18 protein-coding genes and 2 pseudogenes are annotated in these 20,748 nt (G+C 63.3%); 7 read left to right on the top strand and 13 right to left on the bottom strand.

Annotation, left to right across the window (positions count from 1 at the left end; all coding sequences use genetic code 11):
* Positions 1-2 precede the first annotated feature (2 nt).
* The 3 genes and pseudogenes from arsB to arsH all read left to right on the top strand — a co-directional run bounded on the left by arsB (position 3) and on the right by arsH (position 2,130).
* The gene (gene arsB / locus METAC_RS0111525) at positions 3-1,067 is read left to right on the top strand and encodes an ACR3 family arsenite efflux transporter (RefSeq protein WP_026607145.1); all 1,065 of its coding nucleotides are present in this window, start codon (positions 3-5) and stop codon (positions 1,065-1,067) included.
* Between the two features lie 171 nt (positions 1,068-1,238).
* Positions 1,239-1,370, top strand: a pseudogene (locus METAC_RS23330) (thioredoxin domain-containing protein); the annotation flags it as partial.
* 43 nt (positions 1,371-1,413) lie between these two features.
* The gene (arsH, locus tag METAC_RS0111515) at positions 1,414-2,130 is read left to right on the top strand and encodes an arsenical resistance protein ArsH (protein WP_026607144.1); all 717 of its coding nucleotides are present in this window, start codon (positions 1,414-1,416) and stop codon (positions 2,128-2,130) included.
* Positions 2,131-2,151: 21 nt separating this feature from the next.
* On the opposite strand, the gene METAC_RS0111510 is transcribed toward arsH, so the two are convergent.
* The 3 genes from METAC_RS0111510 to METAC_RS0111505 form a co-directional block, all read right to left on the bottom strand.
* On the bottom strand, positions 2,152-3,183 hold the full coding sequence (locus tag METAC_RS0111510) for a c-type cytochrome (RefSeq protein ID WP_026607143.1): 1,032 nt from the start codon (positions 3,181-3,183) through the stop codon (positions 2,152-2,154).
* A gap of 388 nt (positions 3,184-3,571) precedes the next feature.
* Positions 3,572-3,751: a hypothetical protein gene (locus METAC_RS26495; RefSeq protein ID WP_156898199.1), complete on the bottom strand. Its 180-nt coding sequence runs from the start codon at positions 3,749-3,751 to the stop codon at positions 3,572-3,574.
* A 461-nt stretch (positions 3,752-4,212) separates the two neighbouring features.
* Positions 4,213-5,199 (bottom strand): P1 family peptidase, encoded by a 987-nt coding sequence (locus METAC_RS0111505; protein WP_026607142.1) that lies wholly within the window; start codon positions 5,197-5,199, stop codon positions 4,213-4,215.
* 355 nt (positions 5,200-5,554) lie between these two features.
* Between METAC_RS0111505 and METAC_RS0111500 the strand changes: the two genes are divergently transcribed.
* On the top strand, positions 5,555-5,854 hold the full coding sequence (locus tag METAC_RS0111500; RefSeq protein ID WP_026607141.1) for a hypothetical protein: 300 nt from the start codon (positions 5,555-5,557) through the stop codon (positions 5,852-5,854).
* Positions 5,855-5,891: 37 nt separating this feature from the next.
* Here METAC_RS0111500 and METAC_RS25855 read toward each other — a convergent pair whose 3' ends face one another.
* The 3 genes from METAC_RS25855 to pdxH all read right to left on the bottom strand — a co-directional run bounded on the left by METAC_RS25855 (position 5,892) and on the right by pdxH (position 7,778).
* Entirely contained in the window at positions 5,892-6,506 is a 615-nt protein-coding gene (locus tag METAC_RS25855) for a TIGR02301 family protein (RefSeq protein WP_084143595.1), read from the bottom strand.
* Between the two features lie 184 nt (positions 6,507-6,690).
* Positions 6,691-7,167, bottom strand: a complete 477-nt coding sequence (locus tag METAC_RS0111490; protein WP_036255488.1) for an NUDIX hydrolase — start codon at positions 7,165-7,167, stop codon at positions 6,691-6,693.
* Positions 7,164-7,778, bottom strand: a complete 615-nt coding sequence (pdxH, locus tag METAC_RS0111485; protein WP_026607139.1) for a pyridoxamine 5'-phosphate oxidase — start codon at positions 7,776-7,778, stop codon at positions 7,164-7,166. The genes METAC_RS0111490 and pdxH overlap by 4 nt, the downstream gene beginning before the upstream one ends.
* A gap of 43 nt (positions 7,779-7,821) precedes the next feature.
* On the opposite strand from pdxH, the gene METAC_RS23320 reads away from it, so the two are divergent.
* The 3 genes from METAC_RS23320 (at position 7,822) to METAC_RS23315 (ending at position 10,705) form a co-directional block, all read left to right on the top strand.
* Positions 7,822-8,337, top strand: a complete 516-nt coding sequence (locus METAC_RS23320; RefSeq protein ID WP_245257469.1) for an RT0821/Lpp0805 family surface protein — start codon at positions 7,822-7,824, stop codon at positions 8,335-8,337.
* Between the two features lie 329 nt (positions 8,338-8,666).
* On the top strand, positions 8,667-9,635 hold the full coding sequence (locus METAC_RS0111475; RefSeq protein ID WP_026607138.1) for a DnaJ C-terminal domain-containing protein: 969 nt from the start codon (positions 8,667-8,669) through the stop codon (positions 9,633-9,635).
* A gap of 281 nt (positions 9,636-9,916) precedes the next feature.
* Positions 9,917-10,705: a DUF1499 domain-containing protein gene (locus tag METAC_RS23315; RefSeq protein WP_036255487.1), complete on the top strand. Its 789-nt coding sequence runs from the start codon at positions 9,917-9,919 to the stop codon at positions 10,703-10,705.
* Here the strand turns inward: METAC_RS23315 and METAC_RS0111465 are convergent.
* The 7 genes and pseudogenes from METAC_RS0111465 to METAC_RS0111430 all read right to left on the bottom strand — a co-directional run bounded on the left by METAC_RS0111465 (position 10,690) and on the right by METAC_RS0111430 (position 20,525).
* Complete coding sequence (locus METAC_RS0111465; RefSeq protein WP_026607137.1) at positions 10,690-11,607, bottom strand: MBL fold metallo-hydrolase; 918 nt, start codon at positions 11,605-11,607, stop codon at positions 10,690-10,692. The genes METAC_RS23315 and METAC_RS0111465 overlap by 16 nt on opposite strands.
* Positions 11,608-11,758: 151 nt before the next feature.
* A complete protein-coding gene (locus METAC_RS0111460) occupies positions 11,759-12,121 on the bottom strand; it encodes a hypothetical protein (RefSeq protein WP_026607136.1) in 363 nt (120 codons plus the stop codon).
* A gap of 244 nt (positions 12,122-12,365) precedes the next feature.
* Positions 12,366-12,839: pseudogene (locus tag METAC_RS23310) on the bottom strand (transposase); the annotation flags it as partial.
* A gap of 275 nt (positions 12,840-13,114) precedes the next feature.
* Complete coding sequence (locus METAC_RS0111445) at positions 13,115-14,485, bottom strand: O-linked N-acetylglucosamine transferase, SPINDLY family protein (protein ID WP_026607134.1); 1,371 nt, start codon at positions 14,483-14,485, stop codon at positions 13,115-13,117.
* Between the two features lie 175 nt (positions 14,486-14,660).
* Entirely contained in the window at positions 14,661-18,050 is a 3,390-nt protein-coding gene (locus METAC_RS23305) for an error-prone DNA polymerase (RefSeq protein ID WP_084143591.1), read from the bottom strand.
* Entirely contained in the window at positions 18,047-19,744 is a 1,698-nt protein-coding gene (locus METAC_RS0111435; RefSeq protein WP_342446949.1) for a Y-family DNA polymerase, read from the bottom strand. Before METAC_RS0111435 ends, METAC_RS23305 begins: the two co-directional genes overlap by 4 nt.
* Positions 19,653-20,525, bottom strand: coding sequence for an ImuA family protein (locus METAC_RS0111430; protein WP_026607132.1), 873 nt, complete (start codon positions 20,523-20,525; stop codon positions 19,653-19,655). The genes METAC_RS0111435 and METAC_RS0111430 overlap by 92 nt, the downstream gene beginning before the upstream one ends.
* Between the last annotated feature and the right edge of the window lie 223 nt (positions 20,526-20,748).

Genomic DNA, 20,748 nt, shown 5'->3' with positions numbered 1-20,748 from the left:
TCATGTCCATCTTTGAACGCTATCTGACGCTGTGGGTCGCGCTATGCATCGTCGCGGGCGTTGTTCTCGGCCATCTGTCGCCCAGTGTGTTTCAGGCGATCGGCGCGGCGGAAATAGCACATGTCAATATTCCGGTCGCCGTTTTGATCTGGCTGATGATCATCCCAATGCTGATTCGGATTGATTTTTCGGCGTTGAGACGCGTTGGCGCCCATTGGCGTGGAATTGGTGTGACATTGTTCATCAACTGGGCGATCAAGCCCTTCTCAATGGCACTGCTGGGCTGGCTGTTTATCGGCCATCTGTTTCGGCCCTTCCTCCCAGCGTCCCAAATCGACTCCTATATAGCAGGGCTGATCATACTCGCGGCTGCGCCTTGCACCGCCATGGTCTTCGTATGGTCGAACCTGACCAAGGGTGAGCCGCATTTCACCCTTTCTCAAGTGGCCCTGAACGACGCCATTATGATCGTGGCTTTCGCGCCGATCGTCGGCCTTTTACTTGGGCTTTCGGCCATCACCGTTCCTTGGGCGACGCTGACCGTCTCCGTCGCGCTTTATATCGTCGTGCCGGTCGTCTTAGCGCAGCTTTTGCGGCGCCGTCTCCTCGCTGAGGATGGCCAGCGCGCCCTGGACGCATTGCTCAAGACCTTGCAACCGCTGTCGCTCATCGCCCTCCTCGCCACGCTGGTTCTGCTATTCGGGTTCCAGGGCGAACAGATCCTAGCGCAGCCGGCCATCATCGCCTTTCTGGCCGTGCCCATTCTGATACAGGTCTATTTCAACTCCGGGTTCGCCTATCTCCTCAATCGGACGCTCGGCGAACAGCATTGCGTCGCCGGCCCTTCAGCGTTGATCGGCGCAAGCAATTTCTTCGAGCTGGCGGTCGCTGCGGCGATCAGCCTGTTCGGATTTCAGTCGGGCGCGGCTTTAGCGACAGTTGTAGGCGTGCTGATCGAAGTCCCGGTAATGTTGTCGGTCGTCTGGATCGTCAACCATAGCAAGGATTGGTATGAGCGTGGCGCTGCCGTGCGCCTCACAGCGGCAAAGGAGAAGCCGGCCTTGTGAACCTCGGGGGAGGGTGTCAGGTGTGATCGAGCAGCCCAAATAGCCGCCTCTGCGCCCCTCCATCTGAAAAACGCCAACGTGCTCGAGCTCAACGGTTGAATTTCTGGACCTGTCGAATTGCCGCCGGCAGCTGCAGGTTTATCAAAGGAATGAATAAACATGGGTCCGACCATGACCGTCACGATCTACCACAATCCAGACTGCAGCGCCTCTCGAAACACGCTCTCGATGATCCGCCAAAGCGGGGAGGAGCCAGTTGTCATCGAATATCTGAAGAACCCGCCGGGGCGGGCCAAGCTTGTCGTCGCCTCCCTCACAAAGGAAGACGGGGAAGTGGTGAGGTTGAATGCCTGATTTTATCGACTTGCCGAATGTGGCGACGAACGTGTTCGAGGTTCCAGACCTCATGGCTCTGCAACCGCAGTCGCTGACGCATCGGCCGCGCATCTTGCTCCTCTATGGCTCGTTGCGCGAGCGCTCGTTTAGCCGTTTCCTGACGCTGGAGGCCGCGCGCCTTCTTGAGAGCTTCGGCGCCGAGACCCGGATTTTCAACCCGAGCGGCCTGCCGCTGCCGGATGATGCCCCCGCCGAACATCCGAAGGTGCAAGAACTGCGAGAGCTGTCAGAGTGGTCCGAAGGGCAGGTCTGGACAAGCCCGGAGCGCCATGGCGCGATGACCGGCATCATGAAAACGCAAATCGACTGGATTCCGCTCGCAATCGGCGCGGTGCGGCCGACGCAAGGCAAGACGCTCGCCGTGATGCAGGTCAGCGGCGGATCGCAATCGTTCAATGCCGTCAATCAGCTCCGCGTGCTGGGCAGGTGGATGCGGATGATAACAATCCCGAACCAATCGTCCGTTGCGAAAGCCTATGAGCAATTTGACGACTCCGGGCGCATGAAGCCGTCGCCCTTCTATGATCGCGTTGTCGATGTGATGGAGGAGCTGGTCAAATTCACCCTGTTGACGCGCGGATGCGCAGGCTACCTCACGAGTCGCTACAGCGAGCGCAAGGAAGACGCCGAGAAATTGGCGGAGCGCACTGCGTTGAAGGCAATTTGACCCGGTTTCTTATCGCCGAAATTATCGCGATTCCTTCGGCTTCTTTTCTGGAACGGCCTTCAACCGCTCGATCTCGGCCTGGATCGGCGCGTAGGGCCCGTATTTATGCTGCGCCTCGCTGAACTTGTCCGCGTAGGGCCCGTAGGGCGCGTCGACCGGCTTCTCCAGCAAGTTCTTTGCAAAATCATGGTCGAGCCCCGCTTTGCGCGGCCGCTGCTGCGATTCGACATAGGCAGCCACGTCCCAAGCCTCTTCGACCGACAGCTGAGGATCGAGATAATCGGCGCCATGCGGCATGTTGAAATGGACGAAATTCGCGAGCGTGATGAGCCGCGCCATGCCCGCGCCGTCATTGAAGCTGTCGCGTCCCCAGAGCGGCGGGACAATATAGCCGAGGGCCATGTCCTCCGGACTCCGGGGAACGCCCGCTCCATTCGGGTTGTGACACTCGAGACAAGCGCGGGCGTAAATTTTCTCGCCGCGCTTGGGATCGGCCGCGCGGTCGAGTTCGGGCATCTTGCCGGCGCCGAGCCCGGAAAGGCTTTCGCCCGGCTGGACGCCCGAGGAAAGGAATTTGACATAGGCGACCAGCGCCAGCATTTCGGCCGATTTTTCCGGAAGCGGGCGGCCATTCATGCTGCGCGCCATGCAGGAATTCAGTCGCTCCTCGATCGAAATATCCCCGCCGGTCCGGACGCTATATTTGGGAAAATCCCCATAGATCCCGAAGAGCGCCAAGCCGAATTTCTTGGTGCCGTTCTCGAGATGGCAATTGCCGCAGGCGAGATTATTGCCTGCGAAGCGCTTGGCCGGATTCGCGACAGCGGGCCCGATATGGGCGTAGGTGGCGGCGACGATCTCGCGGCCGAGCCGCACCTGGCGGCCATGGGCGTCGTCCGGAAGCGAGCCAATGTCGGGAACAGTCCAGATCGGGGAGTCTTGCGCGGGCTTTGCTTCTTGCGCAGTCTTTTCTTCGGCCGCGGCCGGCGCCCAGGCGATCGCGGCGAGAATCGTGACGAGCGCCAATCGTTTCGCGATAAAGCTCGCGGCCATTCCGCTTCCTCCAGACTTGAAATGCCTTGACCTTGGCGACTTCGGGCCGGACGATAGCACGGAAATGCTGGCGAAATTTTAAGGCCGCAGCGTCTGATTGGGCCTTTCCTAACTTATCCCGAACTTGCTTTGCCAACTCGGCAAGGCGTTGCAGAAAGGTGGAGGCTCCGCTTCAATAAATGGCGCGAGTGATGGCGCGGCAATCCGCCGGCGAGGCGCCAATCTCGATTTTGTCGCGGAATGTCGGGACCTAGCTCGCGGCGCCGATCGCGCCCTCTGCCGTCGTCAAGCGCGGCCTTGGGGTCGTCTTCCGCATCGCCGTCAACAGTCAAAATAGGTCTTTGAAAATTGGCGCGCCTTCAAAAAGAGAGCGCGCCATAAAGAAAGTTCAGCGTATCAGATTTGGATCTTCGCGAACCAGTTCATAAGTCGGCCCGGTTTCGCATTGGTTACATGGCGGAAATTTATGCCCTTTCACCATTTTTACTTCATGCGGCTGTTTGTGATCTTTATCGTGGATGGCCTTGTAGATTCCCGTAGTTGTACAAGAGTCGCCCTTCTTCGGCATCGTTACGCTCCTAAATAAATTACCTTGCCTGTCTTCATTCTTATCGTCATCACTCACGGCTCTTAGCGCGCCGCGCCGAAAGGATGCGGGCCATTCGCCTACCAAAGGATGAGCGTCGCACCGCTCCTATCCTCGACGGCGCCAAGCCGCAACTCCCTCGGAGAGGCGGGCTATGAGGTTTCGCGTCTACGCTCTTCCTCGAAACCGTCGCGCCACGTTCATTATTGCGAACAAGAGCAATCGCAAAGCATTTTTTCCGGTTCTGACCCGAACTGAAAAAGCGGGGCGAATTGCCAGGGGCAGCCATTGAACTCATGTATCAGGGCGGGTCAATTCAAGCTCATCAAGCAACGCATCAAAGGCAAGAGAGCCCCGCAAACGGGAACATTGCTCGCGATGCTTGATCCGCCTACACCAACCAAACGCTTCGTTGCCCGGAACCCATACGTTGCGCAACCGCTTCAGCGGAACCTGTTTCGCCAACTCGGGGGCGCGCCTGGAAAGGGCAGGGGCGTCGCCTCGAACACCGCCCGCGCGATGGCTCGGGCAAGACAATCGGCGGCGCGCATGCCGATCTCGATCTTGTCGGCGAGCGACGGAATCCTGTCGACGGCGCCTGTAGCGGCGGCAAATACGGTATCGCCGTCCATCGCCGCATGGGTTGGACGCAGCGCATGGGCCATGCCGTCATGGGCAACGATGGCGAGGCGTTTTGCTTCAGGCTTGCTCAACGCCGCGTCGGTGGCGACGATGGCGATGGTCGTGTTTTCCGCGGCTTCGCCCTTGATGTGAAAGTCGAGCGCGTTCGCCGGCCAGGGCGTAGGCCAACCGAGGCCGCCGAATTCGCTATTTTTTTCATAAGGCGCGGCCCAAAAATGTGGGCCATCGCCAATTGTGGCGCGTCCCACCGCGTTCACGGCGACCAAGGCGCCGACGCGAAAGCCGTTCGAGGCGGCGTCGCTCGCAGAGCCGAGGCCGCCTTTCAGATTGGCGGTGGTCGCTCCGTAGCCCGCGCCGACGCTGCCGAGGGTAAATTCCGCCGCCGCCGCCGCAGCGGCTTGACGGCCGAGCCGCCAATAGAGGGACGCGTCGCCGAAATTCTTGTCGCCGCCATTGAGCAGATCGAAGAGGACGGCGCCCGGCGCGATGGGGACATTGATGTCGCGGACCGGAAAGCCGCGCCCGTTTTCGCGCAAGTAGGCGACGACGCCGCCCATGGAATCGAGGCCGTAGACGGAGCCGCCCGAAAGAACCAGGGCGTCGATCCGTTCGACGATCATCTCGGGTTCAAGCAGGCCGGTGTCGCGCAGGCCCGGGGCACCGCCATGGACTGCTATCGACGCGACGGCGGGCGCATCGAAGATCAGCGCGGTGACGCCGGAGCCGAGCTTTTCGTCCTGTGCATGGCCAACGCGAAGACCGGGTATGTCGGTGATCAGATTTCTCATTCATGCCTCAGCGCAAAACGAGGGACTCGTTCTTCAGGAAGCGGGCGGTGTCGGATGAATTAGAAGCAGTTTATATTTAATCGTTCGCGCCATGCAGAAGTTTATAATATTCGATTATATAGCGCTATAAGCATATAGTCATAAGGTAGACGGTAGATTTTTGTTTAATCTGTTTTTCCGATGTGCAGTGCACAATTATTATACAATCTCGTCGCTCCAAAACACAAATATGTACAGCGCAGACTTGACCTAGATTTCCACACATGCTTAACGTCGCTGCGCTTTCGCATCTTCGTAGCATTTGGATCGCTGATCCATCTCATCGCTCACCCATCTAAAAAATTCGGCGGGTCACATGATACGTGAATTTCAATATCGCGGGGAAACCTTCAGGGTAAATTATCATGGCGCACCCGGGCATGAAGAAGTCTTCATCATCCATTTGATCGATGGTGAGGAATGGGGCGAGATCTCCATCGATCGCATGACCGAAGAGAATGACACCGACGCGCCGATCGAAGACATCTGCGTGTTGCTCTGCGACCGCCTCATCATCGAGCGCGAGATCAATTGCGCGGAGCCGGATAGTCCCTTCCAATGGGTCGAGGGCAGGGTCCTCGTGCAGGTGCATAACGGACTGCAGGATCGTCACTGATCCGATCGCCCATTCGCCCGCTGGGCGAATGGCCCCGTTAAGTGGCGCTGAAGCGGCTGACGATCTCATGCGTCAGCCGCCCGCCTTCGGCGAGAAAACGGGTGATGACGATCTGCGCGTTCTGCGTGCAAGCGCGATAGGATCTTTCGTAGCCGCGAAAGCCTCGGTTAAAGGCGCCCGCCAGCCGCTCTTTTCTGAACGTCGTCTTTGCTTCGGCGTCGAGCAGCGCCTGCATGCGCTCACGCCACTGGCCGGCGTCGCTCGAGCCGCAGAGTTCGTCGAGATAGCTCAGCGAACCGAGAATTTCCGCGAGCCGCAGGAGTTGCCCTTCGTAGGGGGCGGCGGGCGGCTCCGATGCGGGCGTCTCCGATCCCGGAGGCTCGTTCTTCTTGGCTTCCGATGAGCCGGCTTTGGGTTGTGCGCCCTTGGCCGGCGCGCCTTTCGCTGCAGCGCCATTACCGGTTGGGCTCTTGGCGTGCGGCCTCTGATGCGGCGACGCCGGCGCAGGGCTTTGCTGTCCGTGTGGGGGCGCCGGATTCTGCCGCGGCGGCTCGCCGCCAAACGGGAAGGGAAAAAAGAACCCTTGCTGCGCTTGCGCCGGCGTGAGGACGAGCACGAGAGCGAAGATTGCGCAGATGGCGCTTTTGAGCATGGAGCCTCTTTCCGGTTCGGCAGCTAGAGCGGGATACGGAATAGCGGAAGCCGGTTTTCCCCGCCATTTGGCTCTAAATTCTTGGAAACGCCTAACGCCGTGAGCCTGGCGCGCCGGCCAAAAAGCGTAGCGCGTCGCGCTGGCTTGCCGCGCGTAAAACTCCGCATAGGATCCAAGGCGATCCTCAATGGTTCGAGCCGTTCGCCAAAGCGTGCGCCGATGCGACCACAGCGTCGACGTATGGGGTACAGGCGAGACGCTCCAGCTCTTCCGGCGCGGCCCAGACGATTTCGCCGGCTTCGGGGCCGGGCGAGCCGGAGCCCGCGATCCATTCGCCAACGAATGACGCAATGACATAATGGCGCGACACCTTACCGGCTTCGTCGCGATCGATCCACTCGACATGCCGGTTGAAGCCTATGATGCGCGCCTCGACCTGAACTTCCTCCCGCAATTCACGCAAGGCTGCCTCCTGCAGCGTCTCGCCGGTCTCGACCAGTCCGCCCGGCAAGGAGAAAGCGCCGACATAGGGCGGCTTCATGCGCGTGGCGAGAAGGACGCGGCCTGCGCGGAAGACGGCGATGCTGACCGCGAGCATGGGGAAGGGCGGATAGGCGCGCGCCCGGGCTTCGGCGGTGGGCGCAAGGTCGACGCGCGTCACGGATAGAGCCTTTCCTTGCGCCAAGGCGCATCAGGAGCGTCGCGCCGGAAAACGATGCGGTCATGCAATCGGAAGGCGCCGTCCGACCAGAATTCGAGGTAGAGCGGCGCGATCCTGTAGCCGCCCCAATAGGGCGGCCGCGCGATCTCGCCCAAGGCGAATTTGGCCGCATATTTCGCGACTGCGGTCTCGAGGGCGAAACGGCTCTCGAGCGGGCGCGACTGCTGGCTCGCCCAGGCCCCGATCCGGCTCTGCAAGGGACGGCTCGCGAAATAATCATCGGCCTCGGCGTCGGAGACGCGCGTCACCGGGCCGCGGAAGCGGATCTGCCGACGCAAGGACTTCCAATGTAGAACTCCGGCCGCCTTCATATTGGCGCGAAGCTCTTCGCCCTTGGCGCTTTCGTCATTGCTGTAGAAAACGAAGCCGGACGGCTCGAACGCCTTGAGCAGAACCATGCGGACATTGGGCAGGCCCTCCGCGTCGACCGTGGCGAGGGCCATGGCGTTCGGGTCATTCGGCTCGCTTTTCTGCGCGGACTCGTACCAGGCCGCGAACAAGTCGAAAGGCTCGGCCGCGTCGGCGCAGTCACGCCCCGTTAACTTGTTCACGCGTAACCTCCACTTGGGTAAACTTTTTGCGAGCGGTCGGTCCGTGACAGGAAAGTTGCTGCGTCACGAGCGTCGATATAATTCCGCGATCGGGGCTTGGACAGAAAAAAACAAATCAGCGGAGCCCGGGCTGGACGGCGGGAGCCATCGCTTCGGCGCGCCATTTCTCGCGGCGGCGGCGCTTGCGGCGCTCCTGGCGGGTTGCTCCATGTCCATGCCGATTGCTTCCTTGGCGACCTCGAGCGAGGATGGGCCTTCCAAACCTACGCTGGCGGGCTTTCTCGGCGCCGAAGATTTGCGCCGGGCCGAGGCGGCCCTCTCGACCGCCCTCGACCCTCAAGGCGACGGCGCGCTCGTTGGGTGGGAAAATCCGGAATCCGGCGTCAAGGGAACGATAACGCCGATCGGTCACGCCTATCCGGAGGATGCGAGGATCTGCCGCGTTTTCGTCAGCCGGATCGATCGCAAGGGCAATGAGCAGTCAATCCGCGGCACGGCTTGCGCGGAAAAGGCCGGCGATTGGAAAATCGCCGAGGTCACGCCGCAAAGCAAAATCTAGCCCTTAGGCCTCGCCATCGAGCGTCGATTCCTGATCGCGGCGGCGCTGAAGCAGAGAAGCCGAGGCGGAAAATTAAAGAGCGCCCCGAGATCGAAAAATTACGCTTCACGTTTTTGCTGGGACGTGATTTGATCCCGCCGGCTCGGATGGCTTTGGCGGGGTTTGTCCGCAGTCACATGCTTTGTTGGGGCGCGGCGCTATCGGGTTTTGTCGTCCGCTCCGCCGAACTTCTTCTCCAAGGCTTGCGCCTGGGCTGCGAATCCCCAAATTCCATTTGAGACATTGGCGTCGGCGCTGCTGATCGGTCGAGCGCAGGAGTGGGCTCATCTATGCGTGATCCATATGTGGTTCTAGGGGTGCAGAAAACGGCCGATATGGCCGAGATCAAGAAAGCCTTTCGAAAGCTCGCCAAGAAATATCATCCCGATCAAAGCAAAGAGCCCAACGCGAAAGAGAAATTCGCGGAGGCGAATTCCGCCTATGAGATCCTGGGCGACGAGAAGAAACGCGCAGCCTTCGATCGCGGCGAAATCGACGCCGAGGGCAAGCCGCGGTTTCATGGATTCGAGGGCTTTGGCGCCGGCGGCAGCCCCGGAGCCGGTCGCGGCGCCCAGGCAGGCGGACCTGGTTTCGAGCATTTCGATTTCCGCTATGGCGATGGCCGCCAAGGCGCGCCGGGGTTCGATGCCAGCGATATTTTCGCGGATCTTTTCGGCGGCGGACGGAGAGGCGCCGGACGCGCGTCGAACGCGCCCCCGCCGCGCGGGGAAGACGTCAGCGCGACCGTGACCGTGGGCCTTGCCGAAGCGGTGAAGGGCGGAACTGTCCGGGTCACCCTGCCGACGGGGCGCACGCTCGAAGTTTCGGTGCCGGCGGGCATTGAGGACGGCAAGCAGATCCGCCTTAAACGTCAGGGTCAGGCAAGCCCCTTTGGCGGCGATCCGGGCGATGCGATGGTCACCGTGCGGATCGGCAAACATCCCTATTTTCGCGTCGATGGCCACCACTTGCGGCTCGATTTGCCCGTCACCCTCTATGAGGCGGTTCTCGGCGGCAAAGTTAACGTTCCGACGCTTGACGGGACGGTCGAGCTCGCGATTCCTGCGGGCTCCAACGGCGGCCGGACCCTGCGTCTGCGCGGCAAAGGGCTGCCAAACCCGCACGGCCATGGTCACGCGGGAGATTTGCTTGTGACCTTGCGCATCGTCCTGCCTGAAGAGCCCGATTCCGAGCTTGCCGCGCTGATGCGTAAATGGGAGAGCCAGAAGCCCTATAATCCGCGCGGCGACATGGCGTGACGAGGCCGATCGCCCTCCCGAGTGGACAGGGCTCGGCGGAACATGCTTTAGAGCATGGTGCGATAAGGCGATCAAAGAGCGTGCGCCCAACGCTTCGGACATGACGAGCCGAAGAATCGGCCGCCGCTTCGGCGATTGAACATGCGGGCTCGCGAGGTCTTTGAGTTGCTTTCGGCTTGGACCGAATCCCGTGAGGCGCTTGCGTCTCGGGGCGACCGGCCGAGCGGGCCCGCCGGAGGCGGCGGCGCGACTTTGCGTCTTTTGGCTTCTGCGAGGCGGCGATGAGGCGCTTGATCGTCGAGGAACCCTATTCCAAAGCCGCATTGCTCAGCTGGCGGCTTGCGGCTTTTTCCGTCGCTGTGGCGCTGATCGGCGTCGTTGTGGCGCGCGGCGGCCTCGACCCGCAAGCGACGCTCGCGGTGCTCGGCGGCGCGGTCGGCGTGGCCGCTGCGGCGATCTTGAGCGCGCTCGCGGCTTTTGTCGTGATTTGGCGCAGCGGCCGCAAAGGGGCCGGGACGGCCGCCGCCGGGCTTTTTCTCGCGCTGCTCCTTTTGGCCTATCCGGCCTATCTCGCCGAAAAGGTGATGCGCTTTCCCCGGCTCGTCGATCTGTCGACGGACATTCTCGATCCGCCGGCTTTTTCCTTATCGCGGCAGGCGCTTGCAGCGCGCGGCGGATCGACCCCGGCGAATATTCCAGCGCAAGCGCGCAAGCGGCAGCTCGTGGCCTATCCTCAGGTTCAGCCCATCCTGCTCGATCTCGACGCGCCGGAGGCCTATGCCGCCATCGTGAAGGCAGTCACGAAAAGCGGTTGGAAAATCATCGCGCAAACGCCGCCAGGCGGCCGCAGCGGGGTCGGCCATATTGACGCGATCGCGCGCAGCCTGATCCTCGGCTTTCCCTGCGACGTCACGTTGCGAATTCGTCCGCTCGCAGGTCAGACCCGCGTGGACATGCGGTCCGTCTCACGTTTTGCGCTGTCGGATTTCGGCGCCAATCAACGCAATGTCGAGGTCTTTGAGGGCGCCTTGACCGCCGAGGTCGACAAGGCCGATCAGGCCGGCCGATAGACGGCCTCAAGCGTCGCGGGGCCCTCGGCCGCGACCTGGCCGCGCGCGACGAGGCCTTCGAGATGGGCGAGGACGCTCAGCGCCGCGGCCACGCGCAGCGCCGGGTTCAGGCCTTCATAGATATGCGCGACGATGGCGTCGATCGAGGAATCTCCGGCGGCGATGCGCGAAAGAATGGCGGCCTCGCGCGCCCGCCGATGCTGCGCGAGCGCGCGCACATAGCGCTGCGGCGCGACGACCGGACCGCCGTGCCCCGGCCAGTAGATCTTGTCGTTCCGCAGGCGCAGCTTTTCCAGCGAGTTCATATAGTCGCGCATCGCGCCGTCGGGCGGCGCGACGACCGTCGTCGACCAGGCCATGACATGATCGCCGGAAAAGAGCGCATCCTCCTGCGCCAGCGCGAAGGCCAGATGGTTGGCGGCGTGGCCGGGCGTCTCGACGCAGGTGAGCGCGAATTCGGCGGTCTCGATCGAATCGCCTTCGGACATGATGGCGTCCGGCGCGTGGTCCCGGTCATGCGCCGCGTCGAGCCGGCCGAATCCAGCCTCTTGCGACGGCCGATGCGGCGCGCAGCCGATGATTTTCGCGCCGCTCGCCTGCTTCAGGAGGCGCGCGCCCGGCGAATGATCCCGATGCGTGTGGGTGACGAGAATGGCCGCGATAGTCTCATCTCCGAGGACTTCGAGCAGCGCGGAAATATGAGCCGGATCGTCGGGGCCTGGATCGATGATCGCGACTGGCCCATTGCCGACGACATAGGTGCATGTGCCGGTGAAGGTCATCGGCCCGGCGTTGCCGGCGATCATGCGGCGCACCAGGGGCGAAAGCCGGACGAGCTCGCCCGGACGGGCCGGGAGCGAGCGGTCGAAGGCGATCTCCTCGGATTGCGATTGCGCGTTCATCAGGGTTTTGTGCAGCGCCGGAGCGTGTTCAGAATCGGCATCGCTCGAACACACTAAATATAGGGTTCACCATCGAACGATGATCGGTGGGCCATAGAAAACCCCTCGCGCGATGGCGCGAGGGGTCGATTCAGAGAGCCGATCCGGCCTCTTACCAGCCCGGAGGCGGCGGGGGCGGAGGCGGCGGGCCCCACCCGCCGGGACCCGGAGGCGGCGGCGGTGGCGGCGGACCCCAGCCGCCGGGACCTGGAGGCGGCAGAGGTGGCGGCGGACCCCAGCCAGGTCCTCCTCCCCCGACCCACACGCGGCGGCACCGCCGTTGCGGCCCCCAGGGCGAGGGGACCCACCGGCAGCGCGACGTCCAATAGGCCTTATCTATCATCGGCGCGTCGTTCGAGCCGAGCGGCGCCACGGTCAGCGGCGCAGCATTGACCGTGTCCGTCGAGATCGCGGCGGCGCCGGCCGTCAGCGACGCGGCGAAGGTCGCGCGAAACAAGAGAGTTGCGAGGCGCATACCACTTCTCCTAATCCCGGCCGTGGCGAATCGATGTTCCGGCCGTGACGCTTAAACCGATATTTCCCAGTCGACAGGCGATTGGACTGTCTAAATGGCTCTACTTGCCCGCTTTGGCGCTCTCCCCACCGCAGACTATGCAGTTAAACCCTCTGCGGTCCATAATGTTCCTGAGCGGGACCAAAATTGTCGAATTGATTGTGATCAAGACGCGTCTCTCCCATACGCATGACGACCGGAGGCTTCACGCAGGCGCTGGATCGGGCGGCCGTCGAAGTTCGGCGATCATTCGCAGGATGTCGGTGAAGAGATTTTTGGGAATGGCGACTTTGGCCATCTGGAATGCGACATAGCGCCCGTGCCTGACGACCTTCGCGCCGATCTTGATCGGCTTTTCCTTCAGGCTCGTCACCGCCCAATCCTTGATCGGCTCCGACGTCGCCAGCGTGCGCCGAAAACGACCAAGATTGTAGGCCAGCGCATGAAGTTGAAGCCCAACCGCGTTGGCGGCGAACGACCGACATGAGAGCAGCGTCCACTTGATCGCGCCCTTGCCCTCCTTGATCCATTGCTCGCATGTCCCGCGCTTGTTGTAAAAGGCGACGATGGCGCCGGCGCGGCGCACCATGTTGGCGACGATCAATCCAACGTGTGGGTAGAGTTCGCCCGGACGCCATTCGACCTTGGCGATCGCCCGCCATCGCGCTGAGGCCCAGCGCGTCGTCCAGTTCCCGGTATGCGAGCAAGCCGGCGTCGGAGGTAACCCAGATCCACGAAATTGAAGCATCAATCGGCGGTCGAAATCGAGCCTGAGAGCGCCATCATTCGATTCATCCGCCGGGTTCGCCATCGGCCTCATGCGATCCGAAACAACTGCGGATTATGTTAGCCGAATCGCGGAAAAGGCGCTTGAAATTGCCGCGTAATCCTGCGAATGCGGGCTGAAAGGTCTGATCGATCATTCTATCATGAGATCACGGGCCAGACGCGGATTCACCCAGCGGCGGGGACCGCGCCGATCGCCGTCGGCGCGTCGCCTTCGCGATAGCGCCGCCACATGACCTCATAAAGCCCTTCCATGTCGCGCGTATAGGCTTCGATGTCGAACAGGGGCGTCGTCAACCTGTTCGCCGAGAGCTTGGCTTTGATGGCGGAGAAACGGTCTGGCTTGGTCGCGAGTTCAAGCGCGAGCTCGAAATAGGCGTCGAGATCGACGGCGATCAACTCGCCAAGGTTGATCGCCCGCAAGATGCTGCCTGCGACGCGCGAAGGAAAGGTGTCGCCGGAGCAGGTGACGATCGGCGTGTTCGCCCAAAGGGCGTCGCTCGCCGTCGTATGGGCGTTATAGGGCGATGTGTCGAGAACGAGATCGGCGAGCTGGAGCCGGCCGAGATGCTCGCTTTGTGGCAAGTGCTCGGCGAAGATCAGCCGGTCCGCGGTGACGCCGCGCCACAGCGCCTCATTTTTCAGGTTTCCCTCGGCCTGGTCGTTTTTCAGGAGCCAAAGGACGCTGTCGGGGACCTCGACCAGTAGGCGGCACCAAATGTCGAAGATTTCCGGCGTGATCTTATAGGCCTGGTTGAAGCAGCAAAACACGAACCCGGCTTCGGGCAGGCCGACTGCGGAGCGCCTCGGCGCCCCGCCGATGACGGCGTTGCGGCCATGCGGCTGGTAGGAATGCGGCAGATAGGCGAAGGATTCGCTGTAATCGGCCGCGCTCGCCGCCGGGGTCAGAAAGGCGTCGGTGACGATATAGTCGCAAATGCTGGCGCCGAGCGTTCCCGGATAGCCGAGAAAATTCACCTGAACCGGGGCGGGGCCGAACATGAGGATCTGCGTGCGCGTGCGCAGCGTATAGCCTTTCAGGTCGATGAGAATATCTATGCCGTCGGCGTGGATCGCCCGCGCTGCGTCTATGTTGGACAAGGCCTCGATGTCGATGAAATGGTCGAACGCGGCGGCGAGGCGCGGCCGCATCGATTTGCCGTCATCGGCCCCATAGGAATAGGCGAAGAGCTCGAAGCGCGCCCGATCATGCGCCTCGAACATTTCAATGAGCAGCAGCGAGGTCGCGTGCTCATGAAAGTCGCAGGAAAGATAGCCGATGCGGATTTTCGGCCGCGCGGCGACGTCGAATGTGAAGGCCAGCGCGGCGCGCTCGTCGGCGCAGGCGGCTTGCTTGTCCCTCGTCCAAAGTTCGGAACATCGACGTTGCTCGCGCGCGCTGACGCCGGACATCGCGAGCAGCAAAAAAGGCGAGACCTTTCCGGATTCGCCTTGCGCCACCTTTGTTAGCAAGCCCTCGCGCAATCCGGGGAGTCCGGACCATTCGCACATGTCGCGGCTTTCGAGGCTTAGCTTCATCACATCGTCCGATCGCGAGCCCGGGGGAACGGCGCATAAGGGAAAGGCTGGTCCGCCCATGCGAAGAAGTGTGATGATTGCAAGCGCAATTCAGCAACACAAAGGCAAGCAAGACCAGGGCCATGTCCGGAGAAGAAGCCGTCTGGGCGGGCGGCTTTTGCCGCGATGGCGGAGTTTATTGAAAATTGCGGCCTTTCGGCAAAACACGCCGGAGGGCGGCGGCCTCCGTGGCGGGGGGATGGGTTTCCGCGAACAGGCCGGGCTCGGCGGATCGGTCCGGCGCGCAGAAGGCTTCGCCGTCGTGCGAGCGCGAGAGGAGAGCGAGGAGGGACGTGAGGTCTTCGGCCCGCTCGACGACCACATGGATCACATTCGCCTCGTTCTGAAGGCGCCCCGTCACAGTGATGAAACGCGCGCCGATGACGATAGGGCGGAGGGCCTCGAAGGTTTTGGGCCAGACGATGGCGTTGGCGATTCCGGTCTCATCCTCGAGCGTGAGGAAAATGACGCCCTTGGCCGAGCCCGGCCGCTGGCGCACGAGAACGAGGCCGGCGACGGTGACGCGCGCGCCCGACGGTTGGGCTGCAAGCTCCTCGGCGCGCAGGGTCTTCTTCTTCGCGAGCCTCTCGCGAAGAAAGGCGATGGGATGCGCCTTCAAGGAGAGCGACAGATAGCGATAATCCTCGACCACATGTTCGCCGAGCGGCATGGGCGGGAGGGCGGCGTCGGGCTCGAGCGCCCGAAAGCTCAAATCGCGCAAGAGGGGCAAGTCGTCCCTATCGCCGGCGCGGTTCAGGCCGCGCACGGCCCAAAGCGCGGCGCGCCGATCGAGCCCGATCGAGCGAAAGGCGTCGGCGCCGGCCAGAATTTCGAGCGCGCCGGGGGATAGCCCCGTCCGCAGCCAGAGATCGCGGATCGAATCATAGCCTCGCCCTCGCAGCGCCGCGAGGCGCGTCATGTCGGCTTCGCAAAGTCCTTTGATCAGTCGGAAGCCGAGCCGGACCCTATGGGTCGAAAGGATCTCGCCGCGCATGGAGGCGTGGCGGGGATGCAGTCGGGGTTCGAGGGAATGAGGCTCGAGAGTCGAATCCCAATCGGAGAAATTGACGTCCGCCTCCTCGACGGGAACGCCATGCTCGCGGACGTCGCGCACGATTTGCGCCGGCGCGTAGAAACCCATGGTCTGAGCGTTGAGAAGAGCGCAGGCGAAGACGTCGGGATAGCGGCATTTCATCCAGGCGGAGGCGTAGACGAGAAGCGCGAAAGAGGCGGCGTGGCTCTCTGGAAAGCCATAAGTGCCGAAGCCCTCGATCTGCTTGAAGCAGCGCAGGGCGAAATCGCGCGGATAGCCGCGCGCGACCATGCCTTCGACCATTTTCGCCTCGAATCCGCCGATCGTGCCGACGCGCTTGAAGGTCGCCATGGAGCGGCGCAGCCGATCGGCTTCCGCGGGCGTGAAGCCGGCGGCGACGATGGCGATTTTCATCGCCTGCTCCTGGAACAAAGGCACGCCGAGCGTCTTGCCGAGCAAGGCTTCGAGCTCCTTTGAAGGATAGGCGACGGGCTCTAGGCGTTGCCGGCGGCGCAGATAAGGATGCACCATGTCGCCCTGAATGGGCCCCGGCCGCACGATCGCGACCTCGATGACGAGATCGTAAAACTCACGGGGCTTGAGGCGCGGCAGCATTGACATTTGCGCGCGGCTCTCGATCTGGAACACGCCGATCGTGTCGGCGCGGGAAATCATGGCGTAGACGGCGGGCTCCTCGGGGGGCAGGCTCGCCAATGCATAGGCGTCGCCATAGTGCTGTTCGATGAGCGCGAAGCCTTTGCGCAGGCAGGTCAACATGCCGAGCGCGAGAATGTCGATCTTCAGGATTCCGAGCGCGTCGAGATCGTCCTTGTCCCATTCGACGATGGTGCGCTCCTCCATCGCGGCGTTGGCGATTGGAATGGTTTCGTCGAGACGCGAGCGAGTGATGACGAAGCCGCCCGTATGTTGCGAGAGATGGCGCGGGAAGCCGATGAGCTCGCCGGCGAGCCGGATCGCCTGGGCGAGCCTCGTGTCGGTCGGGTCGAGGCCCGCCCGGCGCGTCTCACGCGCGTCGACTTCCGCAGAGGATCTGCCCCAGACCGTGCCGGAAAGGGCCGAGACCACGTCTTCCGAGAGGCCGAAGGCCTTGCCGACCTCGCGAATGGCCGAGCGCGCGCGATAGGTGACGACGGTCGCGGTCAGCCCGGCCCTGGCCCGCCCATAGTGGGCGTAAATATATTGCATGACCTCTTCGCGCCGCTCATGCTCGAAATCGACGTCGATGTCGGGCGGCTCCTTGCGTTCGGCCGAGATGAAGCGCTCGAAAAGAAGATCATGAACGGCCGGATCGACCTCCGTTATGCCGAGACAAAAGCAAAGGACCGAATTGGCGGCCGAGCCGCGGCCCTGGCATAAAATCCCCCGCGCGCGGGCGAAGCGCACGATGTCGTGGACGGTGAGAAAATAGGGCGCGTAATCGAGCTCCGCGACGAGCTTCAATTCGCGCGCGATCGCCGCCAGGACATGAGGCGGCGCGCCGTCGGGATAGCGCCGCCTCGCCCCCTCGCGCGCGAAAGCCTCCAGGGCGTCTTGCGGGGTCGCGAATCCTTCGCGCAATTCTTCAGGATAATCGCCGCGAAGCTCGTCGAGGCTGAAGCCGATTCCGTCGAGAAAACGCAAGGTCTGCGCGATCGCCTCCGGCGCCTCGGCGAAGAGGCGCGCCATTTCGGCGCCATCCTTGAGATGGCGCTCGGCATTGGCCTCGAGCCGGAATCCAGCGTCGTCGAGGGTCGCGCCTTCGCGAATGCAGGTCAGCACATCCTGCAAGGGGCGTCGCTCCGGCGCATGCATGAGGACGTCATTCGTGGCGAGAAGCGGGAGCCCCGTCTTGCGCGCAAGGGCGCGGCGGCGGGCGAGATCGCGCCGCATGAAGGGACCATAGGTCATCGAAGCGGCGAGCCAGACGCGGCCTTGCGCGGCCTCCCCGAGACATTCGAGCAAAGATGGGAGGGGCGTTGAAGCGTTTTTATCCACGCGCGTCGTCCTCGGCGGCGCCTCCGCGAGATCGGCGTGGATTTTCGCGGCGCGTCGGCGATCGTCCTCGGCGTCCCAGCTGCCGCCTTGCATGACGATGAGCTGTTGGCCTTGCGCGGCCTCGAGGAGATCGTCGAGGCGGAGAAGGCAGGCGCCTTTTTGCGCGCGGGCATTGCCGCGGGTGAGGAGCCGCGTCAGGCGGCCATAGGCGGCGCGGTCGCGCGGAAAGCTCAAGATGTCTGGCGCGCCGTCGCAAAAGACGAGCCTGGCGCCGCTGATGACGCGAAAGCCTTTCGCGGCGGCCCCGTTCTCGCGGGCGTAAACATGCGCCCGCACGACGCCGGCGAGCGAATTGCGGTCGGCCACGCCAATGCCCGCATGGCCCAAGGCCATGGCCGCAGCGACGAGCTCTTCGGGATGCGAGGCGCCGCGCAGAAACGAAAAATTCGTCGCAACGGCGAGTTCGGCGTAGCGCGGCGGCGTAGGGTTCGGCTTCATGCGAAAAGCCCGTGCATGAACCAGCGCGGCAGCGCCGTTTCGCGATTGAAGAGGCCTTCGCGAAAGAGCCAGAATCTTCGCCCTTCGGTGTCCTCGGCGCGGAAATAGTCGCGGCTGAGAGCGGCCTCGCTCAGGCGCCAGTCAGGCGCGATCCGCTCCGGGCCTTCGACCGCGGCGAGTTCATGCGTGACCTTGCGCCAGCGGAAGCGCAAAGGCGGCCCGTCGGGCGCGCAGGCGATGGTTTCGATCGGTTCGGGCCGGCGCAAAAGCCGAATCGGCCGCGCGGGAAGGATCATCGCCGGCGCATCCTCCTCCATGAAAGCCGCCGCCGGCGACGGGGCTAAAAATGCGGCGAGCGTCGTCTCTCCCGCCTTTGACTTTGAGCTCGCCTTCAGTCGGGGCGTCTCGCGCGGGTCCGGCGGCTTTCGATGGGCTTGCGCCCGGACGCTCGAAGGGGAGCCGAAGGAATGAGCGGCGGGCGTCGCGGCGACGGCGAATTCCGGCGCATGGGCGGCGTTGAAGGCGAGCCGCGTCACCCGTCGCAACCCGAGCCTCGCGCCGAGCCGATCGATGAGATCGGCGAGATCGGCGTCGCCTCGGCCGCCGCTCCAGTCCGCTTGTTCCTCGTCTCTGCGCTCCGCCGAAAGAACGGCGAGGCGAATGACGTCGAAGCCATAGTCCGCCTCGAGCGGATCGTCGCCGCCCGCGGCCGCGGCCGCTTCGATGCGCTCGCGAAACAGCCTTGCGATCGGCTGCGCCTCGCGCAAGGGGCGGCTCGCGCCGACCTCGAAACGCTTCACCGCGCCGTCGACGCGAAACAGGCTCGCCTCGAGGCGGCGGGCGCCTTCGCCATGGCGGGCGAGCAATTCGGACAGATCATGCGCCAGCGACAGGATCGTGGCCTCGACATCCTCGCGCCGAGCGACGCCTTCTAAAAAACGTCGCTCGGCGAGATAGGGGGGCGCTTCGAAACGCGGGGAGATCGCGGCTTTCGCGCGGCCAAGAAGTCCGTCAAGCCTGGCGTAGAGATAATCGCCGCAGCGGGCGGCGATTGGCGCGCGCGGCCGCATCATGACGTCGCCGATCCGGCGCAAGCCCGCTTGGGCGAGATCGGCAAGGGTCGCCGCGTCGAGACGCAAGGCGGCGAGCGGCAGGTCGGCGAAGCGGCGTGCGATCTCTTTCTCGTCGAGGTCGGACGGCAGGATGCGCAAGGCGCCGTAGCGAGCGAGCGCCCAGGCTGCTTCCGGCGTCGGCGCGAGGGCCGCGCGGGCGCAAAAGCCTTGATCTTCGAGCCGCGCCTCGATCTCGGCGAGAAGCTTCGTCTCGCCGCCGAAGAGATGCGTTGCGCCGCTCACGTCGAGCATGAGTCCGTCGGGCGCATCGAGCGCCGCGAGCGGCGTGAAGCGGCGACACCAGTCGGCGATATTGGCGAGCGCCTCGGCTTCGGCTTCCGCATCGCTTTCGACGCAAATCAGGGAAGGGCGCATGGCGCGCGCGTCGGGCAGCGTCATGCCGGGCTTGAGGCCCAAGGCTGCGGCACAGGCGTCGACGGCGGCGAGCCTTTGCGCGCTTTTTATCTTTGTGACCGTCGCCAGCGGCGACTCAGGCGGTTTGGCTGCGCCTCGCGCGCGCATCAGCCGAATGATCCGGTCGGTTGCGAGAGAGGGAAGGGAGAGAGAGAGGAAACGCGTCACGGAAACATGCCTTCTCGTGATCCCAGTGGACGGCGAAAAACCGCTCCCGATCGAAGCCGAAGCCGTCCGGCCCGGCGCGCGCCTTGACGATGCGGACGGACCAGCAGGCGGGACCAGGCAGCGGCATGCCGCGTGCGGAAGGCGCATGAAGGCTCGGGCGCGTCAGAATCTCGAAACGCGTTTGCGCGCTGCTCGAAAACAGGTCCGCGCGGCGCGCCATTCCGGCGGCGAGCATCAGCCCCGGCGTTCCGCTCTTTTGCGCCGCCAGGACGAGGCGGCGGGAGGCTGCGAGGCCATAGGCTTTTTCGAGGCTCCATATTTCTGCGATCACGGCGGCCGCGGCGCGGCATTTCAACGCCTCCTCCATGGTCCAGAGGCTGTCTTTCGCATTGAGCGTATGAACGAAAAGAAGCCGCGCGGGATCGACGCCGCTGAGCGCGAGCCCCGGACCATAGGGCGCGCCATTCTCCACGCCGGCGAAATCCTCTATGATCCAGACGATGTTGGATTGGGGCGGCGCGGCCTGCGCGGCGAAACGGGCCGATAGGGCCAGAGCGAAACCCGAAGCCGCTGCGGCGTCGTCCGCGCGCGCCGGGGCGATCTCATGCAAGGCGCCGCGGCGAAGCCCCCCCTGCAGCGGCCGGTCGAGGCTGCAATTTTCGCCGAGGCTCACCTGCGCGGCGTCAGCCTCGATTCCTTCGGGATCGAGCCCCCCGGCCTCGATCCCGGCGATCTTTCGGCGCAAAAAATTCATCCGTTCCGACTTGCCGCCTTGCGACATCGGCTCCGCTCCACGCTCAAAAACGTTCCTTATATGTTCTCATAGATTCCTTCTTCCGGGGGCAGAGTCAAGGAGGTTTTCGGAAAGGGGCCGCACCAACCCCTCGGGCCGGCCGCCGATTTTTTTGCGCCCACGCCTCCATTGAAAGCAGGCGATTTTTCATGGCGCCGCAATATCGGATAAAGAGAAAGTCCTCGCTGCGGGCGTCGCGCGGCATCGCCGA

Origin of the sequence: Methylocapsa acidiphila B2 (genome assembly GCF_000427445.1) — a bacterium.
GTDB lineage: Bacteria > Pseudomonadota > Alphaproteobacteria > Rhizobiales > Beijerinckiaceae > Methylocapsa > Methylocapsa acidiphila.
Note: the sequence above shows the minus strand (reverse complement) of the source record. Positions and strands in the feature narration are given on the sequence as shown.